Origin of the sequence: Luteimicrobium xylanilyticum (assembly GCF_009429125.1) — a bacterium.
Taxonomy (GTDB): Bacteria; Actinomycetota; Actinomycetes; order Actinomycetales; family Cellulomonadaceae; genus Luteimicrobium; species Luteimicrobium xylanilyticum.
The window spans coordinates 4121305-4137047 of the sequence record NZ_CP045529.1; the positions used below are offsets into that span (position 1 = coordinate 4121305).

A 15743-nucleotide genomic window follows, 5' to 3' on the forward strand; every position below is an offset into this window, starting at 1 on the left:
GTGCAGTGCCCCCACTTCGACGCCGGCGAGTGCCGGTCGTGCAGCCTGATGGGGCAGCCGTACCCGACGCAGGTCGCGGACAAGGTGGCGCGGTGCCAGGAGCTGCTGGACGCCGTCGGCGGCGCTGAAGCCGTGTGGCTCGATCCGTTCACCGGACCGGAGTCGGGCTTTCGCAACAAGGCGAAGATGGTCGTCACCGGGACCGTCGACGCGCCCGTCCTGGGGATCCTCGACCACCGCGACCACGCCGGTGCGACGGGGGTCGACCTGACCGACTGCGGGCTCTACCCCGCGAGCCTGCAGGCAGCGTTCGGGCCGCTCGCCGCGTTCGCGACCCGAGCCGGGCTCGTCCCGTACGACGTCCCCACGCAGCGCGGTGAGCTCAAGTACCTCATCGTGACCCAGGCGCCGTCGGGAGAGGTCATGGTCCGGTGGGTGCTGCGCTCGCAGGAGCCGGTCGCCCGGATCCGCAAGCACCTCGGGTGGTTGCGCGAGGCGCTGCCCGGGCTCGCCGTCGCGTCCGTGAACGTCCAGCCGGAGCACAAGGCGATCCTCGAGGGCGACCTCGAGATCGTGCTGACCGAGCGGGAGACGCTCGAGATGCGCGTCGGCGGGCTCGACCTCCACCTGCGGCCGCAGAGCTTCTTCCAGACGAACACCCTCGTCGCGCAGGCCCTCTACGACCAGGTCGCCGCCTGGGTCGACGACGCCGCGCCCGCGCGCCTGTGGGACCTGTACTGCGGCGTCGGCGGCTTCGCGCTGCACTGCGCGGCGCCCGGGCGCGAGGTCGTGGGCGTCGAGACCAGCCGGGAGGCCGTGGCGAGCGCAGCGCTCACGGCCCGCGACGCCGGGCTGGAGGGCATGCGGTTCGTCGCCGAGGACGCGACCGTCTTCGCGCTCGCGTCCGCGCCCGACGACGTCCCCGGGCTCGTCGTGGTCAACCCGCCCCGGCGCGGGATCGGGCCCGAGCTCGCGGGCTGGCTCGAGAGGTCAGGGGTACGGGACGTCGTCTACTCGAGCTGCAACGCCGTGACGCTCGCGAAGGACCTGGCAGCGATGCCGTCGCTGCGCCCCACGCACGTGCGGCTGCTCGACATGTTCCCGCAGACGCACCACTACGAGGTCGTCACCCGGCTGACCCGCCGCTGAGGTCGCCCCTGGGGCGCCAGGAGCCGTCCGGCTCGAGCACCCAGACCGGAACGTCCAGCGGGTCGTCCCGCTCGACGACCGCCTCCGCGACGACGCCCTCGGGTGCCGCGTACGTGGGCGGCGGCAACGGCTTCCGTCCGAGGTAGAGCTCCTGGACCTCGCCGAGCCCCTGCACCCCCGGCCCGACGACGCGGCGCACCGGGGCCGGGTGCTTGCGGGCCGCCTCGCGCACGATCCGCCAGATCACCGCGACGAGGAAGACCCCGTAGAGGAAGAACGACGCGACGGCGCCCCACACGCTGCCGTCCATGTCCCGGGTCCAGAAGAGCAGGACGAGCCATACGACGACGGTGGCTGACACGACCAGCCAGGTGAGCGTCGTCGTGCGTCGTCGCCCGCCGTCGGTCGTCATGGTTCCGCCCTCCCCTGAGCCGTTTCACTCCATCGTGGCACGCTGCAGCACACGATGCGGGCCGCCGAACATGCTGTCGTGACGACAGTTCCGCGATATACTGTCGTCACGACAGCAACTGAGGAGGTGGACACCGGTGACACCGACCGAGGCACCACACGCGCTCGAGCCCGGGCCGGATCTGTCCTACCGCTCCGAGCCCCTCGCCGTCCTCCTCGACGTGTTCGCCCGCTGGTCGTCCGGCGGGTTCATCGAAGCCCTCACCCGCAGCACGGGCCACGACCTCGACCCCACCAGCGTGGTCGCCCTCACGCAGGTCGCGCGCGCCGGAGCGATGCGCCCGTCCGCGCTCGCCGACCACCTGTTCGTCGGCGCCTCGAACGTCAGCAAGATCAGTGGCCGGCTCTCCGCGCTCGGCCTCCTCGAGAAGGTCCCCGACCCCGACGACGCCCGCGCGACCCTCCTGCGCCTCACCGACGACGGCCGCGCCCTCATGGCCGCCCTCACCCGCGCCGGCGACGACATGATGGGCGCCCTCCTCGCCGGCTGGACGGCCGACGACCGCGCGACGTTCACCACGCTGCTCCGCCGCTTCGAGACGGCCGTCGTCGAGCACGCCGACCGCATCGACACCCCGAGACCCCACGGATCCTGAAGGAGGACCCCATGTCTGCAACCACCCGCACCTACGTCGTCACCGGCGCCGCGTCCGGCATCGGCAAGGCGACCGCCGAGCTGCTGCGCTCGCAGGGCCAGACCGTGATCGGCGTCGACCTCCACGACACCGACATCACGGTCGACCTCACCACCGACGAGGGCCGGACCACCATGATCGACCGCGTCACCGAGCTCTCGGGCGGCGTCGTCGACGGCGTCCTCGCCGTCGCGGGGCTCAGCGCGCCGATCGTCGCGACCGCAGCCGTCAACTACTACGGCGCGCTCGCGACGCTCGAGGGCCTGCGGCCCCTGCTGACGAAGTCGGACGCCCCGCGCGCCGTCGCCGTCGCGTCGATGGCCTCGCTCCAGCCCGCCGACGACGCTCTGCTCGACGCGTTCGAGCACGGCACCGAGGAGCAGGCGCTCGCCCGCGCGACCGAGCTCGCCGGCGCCGGCCCCGAGGTCGGCTACATCATCTACTCGACGAGCAAGCGTGCTCTCGCGAAGTGGATCCGTCGCAACGCCCCGAGCCCGGAATGGGCGGGGGCCGGTATCCCGCTCAACGCGATCGCTCCGGGAGTGGTCCTGACCCCGATGACCGCCGACCTCGTCGCCACCGAGGAGGGCCGCAAGCAGCTCACCGAGCAGGTGCCGATGCCGCTCGGCGGGCCCTTCGGACCCGAGGTCGCGGCTGACCTGCTGGTCTGGCTCAGCGGAGTCGAGAACTCGAGGCTGTGCGGTCAGGTGATCTTCATCGACGGCGGGTCCGACGCCGTCATTCGCGGCGACTCGACCTGGTGATCGTCAGCTCCCGCTGACGTCCCGGCCCAGCAGCCACAGCGCCTCGCGCTGCAGGAGCCGGCGCCGGACGGGCTCACGGTAGGCGCGCGCGTCGTGACCGAGCGCGTCGTAGACCGTGAGCCCGCCGTGCGCGTCGTGCGTCCAGACGACGGGGTGCTCGACGTCCTCGTGCCGCTGGGTCACCAGGACCCGCGCCGCGGGCGCGACGACGAGGTAGGAGTAGCGCTCGTCGTCGGCGGTGAAGCGCGCGTCCGGGCCGGCGAGGCCGCGCGTCACCGGGTGTCCGGCGTCGACGACGTCGAACCGGCCCGGGCCGCGCTCCGGGTGCATCGAACGCCCGGGGACCCAGCTCCCGCCGAGCGTCCCGTGCCAGACGTCCGCCCACGCCGGGCGGTCCTGGAAGGCGTTCGCCGCCTGGTGCAGGGCGAGCAGCCGCCCGCCCGACGACGCCCACGCGCCCAGCGCGGCGAACGCGCCGTCCCAGGCACCGTCGTCCCCGTCGATCTCGGCGTCAGGGGCCGGGCGCGCCGAGCACGCGTTCACCACCAGGAGGTCGAACGCGTCGAGGTCGTTGAAGGCGGCCGCGAACGTGCCCCGGACCTCCGCGTCGACCCCGACCTCGCCGAGCGCCGTCGCGACCTCGTGGGACGTGGCGGCGGTGTCGTGCCACGGGTCCTCGTACCGGCCGCGGCCGGCGAGCACGAGCGCCCGCCGGCCCGGCGCGCGCACGCTCAGGCCCCGACCTGGGCCTTGTACTCGTCGGCCGTCAGGACGGGCCCGACCTCGCTGACGTCGACCTTGAGCAGCCAGCCCTCGCCGAACGGGTCGGAGTTCACGAGCGACGGGTCGTCGACCGCGGCGTCGTTGACGGCCACGACCGTTCCCGTCACGGGCGAGTACAGCTCCGAGACCGACTTGGTGGACTCGATCTCGCCGATCACGGTGCCGGCGGTGACGTCGTCACCGACCGCGGGCAGCTCGAGGTAGACGATGTCGCCCAGCGCCTCGGCGGCGGTCGACGTGATCCCGACGACCGCCGGGTCGGAGCCGTCGAGCCACTCGTGCTCGACGGTGTACTGGAGCTGCGCGGGGAAAGTCGCGTCGGCCATGGGTGGTCCTTCCGGTGGTCGGCTCAGCAGGTCTGAGATCGAGGGGTCGTGGGTGGCGGAACGCCGGTCAGGCCTTGTCAGGACGACGGTAGAACGGCAGCTCGACGACCTCCACCGGCTCCTCCCGCCCGCGGACGTCGACGGCGAGCTCGGAACCGACCGCCGAGACCTCCGGGGTCACGTACGCCATCGCGATCGCGTGGCCGAGCGACGGCGACGGCGCCCCGCTCGTCACCTTCCCCACGACGATCTGCGGGACGTGACCGCGCACGACGACGTGGTCTCCCTCGCGAGCCGCGCGGCGGCCCGCGGCACTCAGGCCCACGAGCACGCGGGCCGGCTCGGAGGCGCGACGCGACGCCAGGGCCGCACGTCCCACGAAGTCGAGGACGGCGCCGTCGTCGGTGGTCTTGTCGAGGCGCACCACGCGGCCGAGGCCGGCGTCGTAGGGCGTGGTCGTGAGGTCGAGCTCGTGCCCGTACAGCGGCATCCCGGCCTCGAGCCGGAGCGAGTCGCGCGCCGACAGCCCGGCGGGCACGAGGCCGTCCTCCGCGCCCGTGCCCAGCAGGGAGCGCCACAGCGCGACCGCGTGGTCGGCCGGGACGAACAGCTCGAAGCCGTCCTCGCCGGTGTATCCGGTGCGGGCCACGAGCGCCTCGACCCCCGCGACGGTCGCCGGGACGCTCGCGTAGTACTTGAGAGCGCGGACCGTGTCGGCGTCGCCCGCGGCGAGACCCGTGACGATCTGCTCCGCGAGCGGCCCCTGCACCGCGATCAGCGCGGTCGCCTCGGACTCGTCCGTGACCTCGACGTCGAACGGCGCCGCGCGGTCGACCAGCTCACGCGCCACGACGGGCGCGTTGGAGGCGTTCGCGACGACCATGAAGTCGTCGTCCGCGAGCCGGTAGACGACGAGGTCGTCGATCACCTCGCCGAACTCGTTCGTGATCATGGAGTAGCGCGCCCGTCCCGGCTGGACCTGCGACAGCCAGCCGACGAGCGCGGCGTCGAGCGCCTTGCCCGCCTCGGGGCCGCGCAGGCGGATCTCGCCCATGTGGGACAGGTCGAACAGGCCCGCCGCCGACCGCACGGCGCGGTGCTCGGCGAGGTCGCTCGCGTATCGCAGCGGCATCAGCCAGCCGCCGAACTCGGTCAGCGCGGCGCCGAGCGCGACGTGCTCGTCGTGCAGCGGCGTGTGCCGCGGCTCGGTCGCCGTGGCGTCGTCGGGGGTCTCTACGGAGGTCGTCATCGCTCTCCCTCTCTCGTCGTCTCGAGGCTAGTCGTTGGGCTCCCGCGAAGTAGTACGGCGGCCGTACTACTTCGCGGTCAGTCGGCGAAGGACTCGACGGGCGGGCAGGCGCACACGAGGTTCCGGTCGCCGTACGCGCCGTCGACCCGACGGACCGGCGGCCAGTACTTGGTGGCGGCGCGGGCGGTGGCGCGACCATCCTGCCCGACGACGGCGGCGGCCTCCTCGCGCGAGTAGGCCTTGTCCCAGTCGCCCGAGAGCAGGGCGCCGGCCGTGTGGGGGGCGCCCCTCAGGGGCGACTCCTCGACGACCCACCGCCCCTGCTCGACGGCATCGATCTCGCCCCGGATCGCGACCATCGCGTCGACGAACCGGTCGAGCTCCGCGAGGTCCTCCGACTCGGTCGGCTCGACCATGAGCGTGCCCGGCACGGGGAACGCGAGGGTCGGGGCATGGAAGCCGTAGTCCATGAGCCGCTTCGCGACGTCCTCGGCGGTCACGCCGGTGCGCTTGGTGATGTCGCGCAGGTCGAGGATGCACTCGTGCGCGACGAGGCCGCCGGGGCCCGCGTACAGGACGGGGAAGTGCTCGCGCAGCCGCGCGGCGAGGTAGTTCGCGCTCAGCACCGCGCCCTCGGTCGCCGCCGTGAGCCCGTCCGGGCCCATGAGTGCGACGTACGCGTACGAGATCGGCAGGATGCCGGCCGACCCGTACGGAGCAGCGGACACGGGCACCCCGGCGGACGCTGCGCCGTCGAGCGGGTTGCCGGGGAGGAACGGGACCAGGTGGTCGGCCACCGCGACCGGGCCCACGCCCGGGCCGCCGCCGCCGTGCGGGATGCAGAACGTCTTGTGCAGGTTCAGGTGCGAGACGTCGCCGCCGAACCGGCCCGGGCGGGCCAGCCCGACGAGCGCGTTGAGGTTCGCCCCGTCGATGTACACCTGACCACCGGCGTCATGTACCAGGGCGCAGACGTCGCGGACGTGGGCCTCGTAGACGCCGTGCGTCGACGGGTACGTGATCATGATCCCGGCCACCTGCGGGCCGTGCTGGTCGAGCTTCGCGCGCAGGTCGTCGAGCTCGATCGAACCGTCCTCCGCCGTCGCCACGACCACCACGCGCAGGCCCGCGAGCGCCGCCGACGCCGCGTTGGTCCCGTGCGCCGACGCCGGGATCAGGACGACGTCACGGCCCTCGTCGCCCCGCGACCGGTGGTACCCGCGGATCGCGAGCAGCCCCGCGAACTCGCCCTGCGACCCCGCGTTCGGCTGCACCGAGACGCCGGCGTACCCGGTGATCTCGGCGAGCCACCCCTCGAGCGTCTCCACGAGCTCGCGGTAGCCGGTCGCCTGGTCGGCCGGGACGAACGGGTGCACGTCCGCGAGCTCGGGCCAGGAGATCGGCTCCATCTCGACGGTCGCGTTGAGCTTCATGGTGCACGAGCCCAGCGGGATCATCGTGCGGTCGAGCGCGAGGTCCTTGTCGGACAGCGCGCGCAGGTACCGGAGCATCGACGTCTCCGAGCGGTGCGCGGAGAACACCGGGTGCGTGAGGTACTCGGTGCTGCGGAGCGCCCAGGCCGGGAGCGCGCCGTCGGCGGCGGCGTCCGCCGGCGTCGACCCGGTCAGCACGCCGAGGAGCGTGGCGATCGTCTCCGGGGTCGTGGTCTCGTCGCAGGACGCCTGCACGTGGTCGGCATCGGGCGCGTAGAGGTTGATCCCCGCGTCGCAGGCCGCGGCGACCAGGGCCGCGGCGCGGCCCGGGACGTGCAGGCGGACCGTGTCGAAGAACGTGTCGTGGACGACCGTCAGGCCCGCCGCGCGCGCGCCCGCGGCCAGGGCGACGGCGCGGTCGTGGACCCGCTCGGCGATCGCTCGCAGGCCGCGCGGCCCGTGGTAGACGGCGTACATCGACGCGACGATCGCGAGCAGCGCCTGCGCGGTGCAGATGTTCGACGTCGCCCGCTCGCGGCGGATGTGCTGCTCGCGCGTCTGGAGCGCGAGGCGGTAGGCGGGGGCGCCGTCGGCGTCGAGGGACACACCGACGAGGCGGCCGGGCAGCGAGCGCTCGAGACCCGAGCGGACCGCCATGAAGGCGGCGTGCGGGCCGCCGTAGAACAGGGGGACGCCGAAGCGCTGCGCCGAGCCGACCGACACGTCGGCGCCGAGCTCGCCCGGCGAGACGAGCACCGTGAGCGCGAGCAGGTCGGCCGCCACGGTCACGAGCGCGCCGCGCTCCTTGGCCGCCGCGACGAGCGGCCGCAGGTCGCGGACCACGCCCGACGTGCCGGACTGCTGCAGCACGACCCCGACGAGGTCGCCCTCGACGTCGGGCAGCCCGTCGGTCAGGTCGGCGACGACGACGTGGAGCCCTGCGGCGTCGGACCGCCCCTGCGTGACGGCGAGGGTCTGGGGGAACAGCTCGGCATCGAGCACGACGGTCCCGCCGGCCGCGCCGCGCGCGCCCTTCGACCCGGTCTTGTGGGCGCGGAACATGAGCGCGACGGCCTCGGCGACCGCGGTCGCCTCGTCGAGCAGGCTCGCGTTCGCGATCGCGAGGCCCGTGAGGTCCTCGACGACCGTCTGGAAGTTGAGCAGCGCCTCGAGCCGACCTTGCGAGATCTCCGCCTGGTACGGCGTGTACGACGTGTACCAGCCGGGCGACTCGAGGACGTTCCGGCGGATGACGGCGGGCGTCGTCGTGCCGTAGTAGCCGAGCCCGATCATCTGGGTCTTGACGACGTTCTTCGCGGCGATCCGGCGCAGGTCGGCCGTGACCTCGGTCTCGGTGCGTGCCGCGGGCAGGTCGAGCGGCGCGTGCTCGCGGATCGAGGCGGGGATCGCCGCGTCGACGAGGGCGTCGAGCGACGGCTGCCCGAGCACGGCGAGCATCCGGACGACGTCGCCGGGCGTGCCGTCCGCGGCCGCCTCGACGCCTGTACGGACGTCGCGCGGGCCGATGTGGCGGGTCGCGAAGTGGTCGCGGTCGAAGGCCGCGGGGATCTGCTGCTCGTTCACGGGGTGCTCCGGGCGGGCGTGGTCCGACGACGGCCGGACCGGTGGGCTGGGCCCTCCCCGCTCTGTCACCGGACGCGCAGCGTCCACCTGAGAGTTTTGCCGGTCCGCCGTTCGCGGGATGGTCCCGCCCGGGGCGCGCCGACTTGCACCGTCGGTGGGTGCGCGCACGCGCGCACCGCTTTCCAGAGTTGCCTCGCCGTGTCGGTACGGGGGCCTGAGAGATTCCGGGGAGGACTTGCTCCTTCGGCGTCCGGCGCTCTCCACCGAAGCGGACGACGCGCGAACTCTCCCGACACGGTTCGAGTGGCGTGAAGCTGAAGTTGTGCGCTCATCGTACCCAGCGGGGCCGCCGGTGCCGTGCACTCGCCACCGAGCACCCGCCGCGTGACAATCGGAGAGCGGGGCCGGACCGGCCCCCGGGCTCGAGGAGGACGCCATGACCAGCACCCCCAGCGACGACTACGACACCGCGGGCCTCGTCTCGGGCAGAGACGGGTTCACCGCCGAGGACGACGGCGCCACCCCCGGTCCGGGGCCGCGCGGCGAGGACCTGCACGAGACCGCGGAGGAGCTCGACGAGCGCGAGGAGAACATCCGCGAGCAGGAGAGCCGGACCCCCGGTCCCGGACCCGACGGGGCCGACCTGGGCGAGCCGGAGGAAGAGGTCGGCGAGGTCCGCAAGGCGTACGTCGCGAGGCATGCCGCCGACCACGGCAGGACGCCCGGGCCCGGGCCCGAGGAGGACTGAACCCGTCGGCCTGCCCGGACGGGGTCGCGCTCAGCGGGCCAGGGTCCGCTGCCAGGCGACGACCCGGTCGACCGCCTCCGCGACGACCGCGGGTGCCGCGGCGAAGCTGAGCCGCACCCACGAGCCGCCGTGGACGCCGTCGAAGTCGGTGCCGGGCGTGAGCGCGACGCCGGTGTCGGCGAGCAGCCGTTCGCAGTACGCCACCGAGTCGACGGGCCGGCCGTCGCCCGGCCCGGTCGACAGGAACCGCGACACGTCGCCGTAGAGGTAGAACGCGCCGTCGGCGGGAGCGACGGGGTCCCAGCCGAGCTCGGCGACGCGCTCGAGCAGGAGCGCCCGCGAGGTGGCGTAGGTGGCGACGTTGGCCGCGGCAGCGTCGTACGCCTCCTCGGTGAACGCGGCGATCGCGGCGTGCTGTGCGAGCGCGGGCGGGCAGAGCGCGACGTTGCTCGCGAGAGCGTCGACGGCGCCGACGAGGTCGTCCGGCAGGACGAGCCAGCCGAGCCGCCAGCCCGTCATGGCCCAGTACTTCGAGAACGAGTTGACGACGATCGCGCCGTCGTCGAGGTACCGAGCGGCGGTGGCCCCGACGCCCGACCGACCAGGACCGCCGTAGGTGATGCCGTGGTAGATCTCGTCGGAGACGAGACGCACGCCGTGCGCCGCGCACCAGCGTGACAGCGCCTCGAGCTCGGCGGTCTCGATCATGGTGCCGGTCGGGTTCGCGGGGCTCGCGACGACCAACCCGGCGACCGGGCTCTCGGCGTGGAGGGCGGCGAGCTGCTCGACGGTCGGCTGGTAGCGCGTGGCCGGCCCGCAGTCGAGCTCGACGACGTCGCAGCCCAGGGCCGTGAGGATGTTGCGGTAGGCCGGGTAGCCGGGCCGGGCGAGGACCACGCGGTCGCCGACGTCGAACGCCGCGACGAACGCGAGCAGGAACCCGCCGGAGCTGCCGGTGGTCACGGCCACCCGGCCCGGCGAGACGTCGACGTCGTACCAGCGGCGGTAGTGGCCGGCGATCCCCTCGCGCAGGGCCGGCGCACCGAGCGCCTCGGTGTAACCGAGGTCGCCCGAGCGGAGGATCTCGATCGCGCGCTCGCGCACGGGCTCCGCCGCGCCCGACGACGGCTCACCGGCACACAGGTTGAGGACGGACTCCCCCGCCGCGCGTCGGGCGTTGGCTGCCGCCAGCACCTCCATGACGGCGAAGGCCGGGACGTGCGAGCGCGCGGAGACCTTCACGTGGCGGTCAGACGGACGCGAGGTTCTCGGTGCGCGCGGACGGCTCACCGCTCGCGGGAGCTCCGTACCGGAGCCCGTCGAGGACGAGCGAGAGGACGCGCTTGGTCCGCTCGGGGTCCTGCGACGCGGCCGCAGCCATGCACATGCCGGACACGCCGCGGAGGATGTCGAGCGGCTCGGCGTCGGTGCGGGCCATGCCCGCCTTCTGGGCGGCGCCGAGGAGCAGCGAGGCGGCACCCTCGAGCCGCTGGTGCACGTCTGCGAAGACGGCCTCGGACTCGGGGCCCATGGCCTCCCGGAGCGCGGACGCCATGCCCTTCTTGCGTCCGACGTAGGCGACGAACCCGTCGACCCAGGTGGAGAGCGCGTCGAACGGGTCGAGCTGCTCGAGCAGGCGCGGCGCGGCCTCGCAGACCTCGTCGACGCTGTGTCGGTAGACCTGCTCGACGAGACAGGCACGCGTGGGGAAGTGGCGGTACAGGGTCCCGACCCCGACCCCCGCACGCCGCGCGATCTCCTCGAGCGAGCCCGAGGTGCCGTGCTCGCCGAAGACCTCGGTGGCGGCCTCGAGCAGCTTCTCGCGGTTGCGGGCGGCGTCGGCTCGCAGGGGGCGGCACGGCTGGTCCTGGCCGGCCGTCTGCTCGCCCGTCGCTTGCGTTCCCACGGTGACCTCCTTCGCGCGAACCGCACCGTCGCGGCCTCGTACGCCGTGACGATACCCGCCCGCTCCCGTGGGTGGGGAGACAGGCCGATCCGCACTCATGTCGATTGACCTCTTGCACAACCGGAGGAACCCTCCGTATAGTCCTAAGGGTCTACCGGAGGCTCCTTCCACTTTCCATCCTACTTCGTGGAGGCCAGACGTGTCCTCACCCTCGACCACCCTCGCCCCGCAGGCTCCCGCAGCCGCGGGCCGCGGCCACTCCTCACCCCTGGTGCTGGCCGCGATCCTCACCACCCAGCTCATGATCGTGCTCGACGCGACGATCGTGAACGTCGCGCTCCCCGACATCCAGAAGGCCCTCGGCTTCTCGTCGACCAGCCTGTCGTGGGTCCTCAACGCCTACACCCTCGCGTTCGGCGGGCTCCTGCTCCTCGGCGCTCGCGCCGGCGACATCCTCGGCCGACGCCGGACCCTGCTCCTCGGCATCGGCCTGTTCACGCTCGCGTCCCTCGCGGGCGGGTTCGCGCAGGGCCCCGGCGAGCTGCTGACCGCCCGCGCCATCCAGGGGGTCGGCGCGGCCTTCGCCGCCCCGTCCGGGCTCGCCCTGCTCATGGCGCGCTTCCCCGAGGGCCGCGAGCGCGCCCGCGCCCTCGGCTACTACGCCGCCGTCTCGATCGGCGGGTCCGCGGTCGGCCTCATCGCCGGCGGCCTGCTCACCGAGTGGGTCTCGTGGCGGTGGGTCCTGTTCGTCAACGTGCCCATCGGCGTCGGCCTGATCTTCCTCGCCCGGGCTGTGCTCCCCGAGACCCCGCGTCAGCGCGGGAAGTTCGACCTGCTCGGCGCCGCGACGTCCACGCTCGGCATGAGCGCGCTCGTCTACGCCTTCATCCGCGCCGCGAGCGACGGCTGGAGCGACCCCGAGACGGTCCTCGCATTCGTCCTGGGCGGTCTGCTGCTGCTGTCGTTCGTCCTGGTGGAGCTCCGCGCCCCGGCTCCCATCACGCCGCTGCGGCTGTTCGCCGACCGGACCCGTGTCGCGTCCTACATCGGTCGCATCCTGCTCGTCGGCGGCATGTTCGGGATGTTCTTCTACCTGACGCTCTTCCTGCAGGACGTCCTCGGCTACACGCCCATCGTCACCGGGCTGGCGTTCCTGCCGCTCACCGTGATGCTGTTCGCCTTCTCCCGGGTCAGTGCGGCGCTCGTCGTCCGCACCGGGGCCAAGCCGCTGCTGCTGATCGGCCTGAGCCTGTCGACGGTGGCGCTGCTGGTGCTCTCGCGGCTCGACGCCGACTCGTCGTACGTCGCGATCCTCGTCCCGCTCCTGCTCTTCGGCATGGGCAACGGGCTCGCCTTCGTGCCCCTGACGGCGATCGCGCTGCAGGGCGTCGACCCGAAGGACGCCGGCGCGGCGTCCGGTCTCGTCAACGTCATGCAGCAGGTCGGGGGCTCGCTCGGCCTCGCCGTGCTCGTCACCGTCGCGACGACGGCCACGCAGCACGCCGCACCCGAGGGCTCGACGGCGCAGGCCGTCGCGCAGCACGCGTTCGTCGTGGGCGCCGACCGGGCGTTCCTGACCTCCGCGATCCTGCTCGCGGCGACCGTGCTGCTGCTCGGTCTCGCGGTGCGGTCCCGCGCCCCGCAGCCCGCGCCCGCCCCGGCCGTCGAGGCCGAGGACGCGGACGGTCCGCGGATCGTCGCTCCCGAGGACGCCGCGGCGCTCTTCGAGGAGGAGATGGCCGAGGCGGTCGGCCGTCCCGTGGAGGCCTGACGACGTCGGCCACCCGACACGACAGGCACCACACGAACGGGCCGCGCGACCGGAGAGATCCGGCCGCGCGGCCCGTTCGTCACCCCGCCCGACGGCGCAGCTCGCCCTCGACGAACGCCACCACCCCGTCGGCACCGGCCTCGACCTGGGCCAGGCACGACTCGAAGTCCTCACGGTCGCCGTACCAGGGGTCGTCGATGTCGAGGCGGTAGCCGTCCGGCCCGTCCGGGTCCACGTGCGGCGCCGCCGGGTCGAACGTCCGGTACAGCCGGACGTGCCCGTCGTCGACACCACCTCGGGTCCCCTCGAGGCGGTGCAGCGAGCGCGCGTGGAGCACGGTCATCGGGAGCACGAGGTCGCGCGCGGCCAGGTCGGACGTGCGGACCTGCCGCGCCCGGTGCGGCCCCGCCGGTCCCGCGAGCGCCGCCAGGTCGTACCCGTGCGCCTCGAGGACCGCGACAGCGCGTCGGTCCATCCGTCGGCCCTGCTCCTCGTCGCTGATGCCCGTCGAGTCGACCTGGACCCGGTCGCCGAGCCCGGCGGCGTCGAACCGTTCGCGCAGCACGACCTCCGCCATCGGCGAGCGGCAGATGTTCCCGGTGCAGACGGTCATGACGCGATACGGGTCGTGGGCAGCCATGCGCCCATCCTGCCAAGCGTCCGTCCCCCAGCGCCGAACACGGGTTCTGCGTCCCTCGCTGCGCACTGACGGACGGAGGCCGCGTGCTCGAGGGGCCAAGATCCCGTGCTCGCGACAGAGTCGTGCCGTCGGACCAGCGGGGCGCCCGCCGATCACGCCCTGAGCGGCCTGGCACGTCACCGACAGCCTGACCCGGCGTGACGGTCAGGGCCGTAGAGTCGGTCCGCGTGAAGCTGCTGCTCCTGGAGGACGACGCCGAGCTCGCACCCGCCCTCGTCGCGGCGCTGCGCGACCAGGGCTTCGTCGTCGACCACGTCACGACGATCGCCGACGCCGACGTCCTGGTGTCCACGTCGCACCACGACGTCCTGGTCCTCGACCGGTCGGTGCCGGACGGCGACGCGCTCGACCTCGTCGACGGCCTGCGTCGCCGGGACGTCGCGACGCCGGTCCTCCTGCTGACCGCCCGCGGCCAGGTGGCCGACCGGGTGGCGGGGTTCGAGCACGGCGCCGACGACTACGTGGTCAAGCCGTTCGCGCTGCCTGAGCTGGTCGCTCGGATCCGTGCCCTGGCCCGTCGCCAGGGCACCGAGCGGGCCCGCGTCCTCACGAGCGGGCGGCTCGAGCTCGACGTCGTCCGGCACCGGTTGACACTCGACGGGATCCTCCTCAGCCCGACGCCCAAGGAGTTCTCGGTCCTCGAGGTGCTCCTCGAGCACGCGGGCGAGGTCGTGACCCGCACCGAGCTCGTCGAACGGTGCTGGGACGAGCTGACGGAGCCGTCGTCGAACGTCGTGGACGTGCTGGTCGGCCAGCTCCGGCGCCGGCTCGGCGACCCGGACCTCATCGAGACCGCGCGGGGGGTCGGGTACCGGCTGGCCGACGCCCCGGCCGCTCCCCCGGAGCGAGCCGGGCGATGACGGACGCGACGGACGACCCGGCGCTCGGTTCGGCGCGCCGCCGGATCAGCCGGATCCGCTGGACGACGACCGTCGTCTTCGCCGCGACCACCGCCGTGTGCCTCGGGGTGCTCGTGGCGATCGCGCTCCGCGTCGATACGTCCGCGCAGACGAAGGCGTTCGACGAGGGCCTGCGCCAGCAGGCGGGCTCGCTCTCGGAGCTCGTGAGCATCTCCGACGACGGCACCCTCGACCTCGGCCGCCTCAACGCGACCCAGGTCGGCCGGACCACGTCGGTGCTGGGAGTCGTGACGCCGTCGTCCATCGAGTACGCGGAGCCCGACCAGGACGCCCTGCCCACGGACGACGAGCTCCGGCGCGTGCTCGCCACGCAGCAGAAGGACGCGGGCGTCACGGCGTTCGTCGCGTCCCAGCAGCGCGGGCCGACGCTGCACTGGGCGGCGGCTCCGGTCTTCGACGCAGCGAAGATCACGTCGTCGACGCCGGTCGGCGCAGTGCTGCTCGTCGGGGGTGCCGTCCCAGGCGCGGCGGAGCACGCCGCGCTGCGCAACCGGCTGCTGCTGGGGAGCGTGCTCCTGGTGGTCGCGGCGAGCCTGCTGGGCCACGTCGTCTCCGGCCGTGCGATGCGGCCCGCCGTCCGGGGGCTGGCCTCGCAGGAGCGGTTCCTCGTCGACGCCGCGCACGAGCTCCGGACCCCGCTCAGCGTGCTCCAGCTCGAGGTCGACCGCGCCTCCCTGCACCCGGACGACCTCGCGACGCAGCGGGCCGCCGTCGACGGAGCGGGACGCCAGGTCCGGCGGCTCACCGCGCTCACGGACGCTCTCCTGCTGCGGGCTCGTGCCGCCGTCGGGACGGCCGACCTGTCGCGCGAACGGCTCCGGCTCGACCAGCTCGTCGAGCGGGTCGTCACCGAGCTCGACGAGACGACGTCCCGGCGCTCGGACGACGCACCCGACGGCGCCCACGTCGCCCTCCGGCCGGACCCACCCCCGGCGGTGGTCGTGCGGGCGAACCCGGACGTGCTCGCGCTCGGCGTGCGCAACCTCGTGGAGAACGCGCTGCGCCACGGGCTCCCGCCGGTCGTGGTCGAGGTGCGGGCCGACGCGGTCGTCGTGACGGACGCCGGGCCCGGCATCCCCGCGGCCGACCGCGCCCGGATGGTCGAGGCGGGCACGACCGGCGACTCGCGCGCCGGCACCGGGTCGGGGCTGTCGATCGCGTCGTGGGCGGCCCGCGTCAACGGGGGCGGCCTCGAGCTCGACGACGCGCCGTCGGGCGGGCTCCGCGCCACCTTGCGCCTACCGCCCGCCTGAGCCGAACGTGAGGGCCGTCCTCATGCTCCCCTCATGCTCCGGGCGACAGAC

Annotated in this window: 15 protein-coding genes and 1 riboswitch; of the genes, 7 read left to right on the plus strand and 8 right to left on the minus strand. The window is 73.8% G+C overall.

Annotated features, from left to right (window positions below):
- Positions 1 to 1149: a 23S rRNA (uracil(747)-C(5))-methyltransferase RlmC gene (rlmC, locus tag KDY119_RS18375; RefSeq protein ID WP_036955431.1), complete on the plus strand. Its 1149-nt coding sequence runs from the start codon at positions 1 to 3 to the stop codon at positions 1147 to 1149.
- On the opposite strand, the gene KDY119_RS18380 is transcribed toward rlmC, so the two are convergent.
- A complete protein-coding gene (locus KDY119_RS18380; RefSeq protein WP_036955428.1) occupies positions 1127 to 1561 on the minus strand; it encodes a hypothetical protein in 435 nt (144 codons plus the stop codon). The two genes, rlmC and KDY119_RS18380, sit on opposite strands and share 23 nt — an antisense overlap.
- Positions 1562 to 1697: 136 nt before the next feature.
- Here KDY119_RS18380 and KDY119_RS18385 point away from each other — a divergent pair, with 136 nt between their 5' ends.
- Positions 1698 to 2216 (plus strand): MarR family winged helix-turn-helix transcriptional regulator, encoded by a 519-nt coding sequence (locus tag KDY119_RS18385; protein ID WP_051137011.1) that lies wholly within the window; start codon positions 1698 to 1700, stop codon positions 2214 to 2216.
- 11 nt (positions 2217 to 2227) lie between these two features.
- Positions 2228 to 3019 carry an SDR family oxidoreductase gene (locus KDY119_RS18390; protein ID WP_036955426.1) on the plus strand — a complete coding sequence of 264 codons (792 nt, stop codon included), beginning with the start codon at positions 2228 to 2230 and terminating at the stop codon, positions 3017 to 3019.
- A gap of 3 nt (positions 3020 to 3022) precedes the next feature.
- Here KDY119_RS18390 and KDY119_RS18395 read toward each other — a convergent pair whose 3' ends face one another.
- From KDY119_RS18395 to gcvP, 4 genes are all read right to left on the minus strand, one after another.
- The gene (locus KDY119_RS18395; protein WP_051137010.1) at positions 3023 to 3748 is read right to left on the minus strand and encodes a ThuA domain-containing protein; all 726 of its coding nucleotides are present in this window, start codon (positions 3746 to 3748) and stop codon (positions 3023 to 3025) included.
- Positions 3749 to 3750: 2 nt separating this feature from the next.
- Entirely contained in the window at positions 3751 to 4128 is a 378-nt protein-coding gene (gene gcvH, locus KDY119_RS18400; RefSeq protein WP_036955424.1) for a glycine cleavage system protein GcvH, read from the minus strand.
- Between the two features lie 67 nt (positions 4129 to 4195).
- Positions 4196 to 5377: a glycine cleavage system aminomethyltransferase GcvT gene (gcvT, locus tag KDY119_RS18405; RefSeq protein ID WP_051137009.1), complete on the minus strand. Its 1182-nt coding sequence runs from the start codon at positions 5375 to 5377 to the stop codon at positions 4196 to 4198.
- A 77-nt stretch (positions 5378 to 5454) separates the two neighbouring features.
- Entirely contained in the window at positions 5455 to 8394 is a 2940-nt protein-coding gene (gene gcvP, locus KDY119_RS18410; RefSeq protein WP_051137008.1) for an aminomethyl-transferring glycine dehydrogenase, read from the minus strand.
- Positions 8395 to 8586: 192 nt separating this feature from the next.
- A riboswitch (glycine riboswitch) is annotated at positions 8587 to 8696 on the minus strand.
- A gap of 134 nt (positions 8697 to 8830) precedes the next feature.
- Here gcvP and KDY119_RS18415 point away from each other — a divergent pair.
- Positions 8831 to 9142, plus strand: coding sequence for a hypothetical protein (locus KDY119_RS18415; protein WP_036955423.1), 312 nt, complete (start codon positions 8831 to 8833; stop codon positions 9140 to 9142).
- A 30-nt stretch (positions 9143 to 9172) separates the two neighbouring features.
- Here KDY119_RS18415 and KDY119_RS18420 read toward each other — a convergent pair whose 3' ends face one another.
- Together KDY119_RS18420 and KDY119_RS18425 are read right to left on the minus strand one after the other, a co-directional pair.
- A complete protein-coding gene (locus KDY119_RS18420) occupies positions 9173 to 10384 on the minus strand; it encodes a pyridoxal phosphate-dependent aminotransferase (RefSeq protein WP_036955419.1) in 1212 nt (403 codons plus the stop codon).
- A gap of 7 nt (positions 10385 to 10391) precedes the next feature.
- Positions 10392 to 11048, minus strand: coding sequence for a TetR/AcrR family transcriptional regulator (locus KDY119_RS18425; RefSeq protein WP_051137007.1), 657 nt, complete (start codon positions 11046 to 11048; stop codon positions 10392 to 10394).
- Between the two features lie 199 nt (positions 11049 to 11247).
- On the opposite strand from KDY119_RS18425, the gene KDY119_RS18430 reads away from it, so the two are divergent.
- Complete coding sequence (locus KDY119_RS18430) at positions 11248 to 12819, plus strand: MFS transporter (RefSeq protein WP_227994435.1); 1572 nt, start codon at positions 11248 to 11250, stop codon at positions 12817 to 12819.
- Positions 12820 to 12898: 79 nt separating this feature from the next.
- On the opposite strand, the gene KDY119_RS18435 is transcribed toward KDY119_RS18430, so the two are convergent.
- On the minus strand, positions 12899 to 13459 hold the full coding sequence (locus KDY119_RS18435) for a low molecular weight protein-tyrosine-phosphatase (protein ID WP_036955416.1): 561 nt from the start codon (positions 13457 to 13459) through the stop codon (positions 12899 to 12901).
- A 227-nt stretch (positions 13460 to 13686) separates the two neighbouring features.
- On the opposite strand from KDY119_RS18435, the gene KDY119_RS18440 reads away from it, so the two are divergent.
- Together KDY119_RS18440 and KDY119_RS18445 are read left to right on the plus strand one after the other, a co-directional pair.
- Complete coding sequence (locus KDY119_RS18440) at positions 13687 to 14379, plus strand: winged helix-turn-helix domain-containing protein (protein ID WP_036955796.1); 693 nt, start codon at positions 13687 to 13689, stop codon at positions 14377 to 14379.
- The gene (locus tag KDY119_RS18445; RefSeq protein ID WP_051137006.1) at positions 14376 to 15692 is read left to right on the plus strand and encodes a sensor histidine kinase; all 1317 of its coding nucleotides are present in this window, start codon (positions 14376 to 14378) and stop codon (positions 15690 to 15692) included. Before KDY119_RS18440 ends, KDY119_RS18445 begins: the two co-directional genes overlap by 4 nt.
- Positions 15693 to 15743 lie beyond the last annotated feature (51 nt).

Bases quoted from the DNA above. Each gene is read 5' to 3' on its own strand.
- KDY119_RS18380 (WP_036955428.1), bottom strand. From the start codon at position 1,561: ATGACGACCGACGGCGGGCGACGACGCACGACGACGCTCACCTGGCTG.
- KDY119_RS18390 (WP_036955426.1), top strand. From the start codon at position 2,228: ATGTCTGCAACCACCCGCACCTACGTCGTCACCGGCGCCGCGTCCGGC.
- gcvH (WP_036955424.1), bottom strand. From the start codon at position 4,128: ATGGCCGACGCGACTTTCCCCGCGCAGCTCCAGTACACCGTCGAGCAC.
- gcvT (WP_051137009.1), bottom strand. From the start codon at position 5,377: ATGACGACCTCCGTAGAGACCCCCGACGACGCCACGGCGACCGAGCCG.
- KDY119_RS18415 (WP_036955423.1), top strand. From the start codon at position 8,831: ATGACCAGCACCCCCAGCGACGACTACGACACCGCGGGCCTCGTCTCG.
- KDY119_RS18435 (WP_036955416.1), bottom strand. From the start codon at position 13,459: ATGGCTGCCCACGACCCGTATCGCGTCATGACCGTCTGCACCGGGAAC.
- KDY119_RS18445 (WP_051137006.1), top strand. From the start codon at position 14,376: ATGACGGACGCGACGGACGACCCGGCGCTCGGTTCGGCGCGCCGCCGG.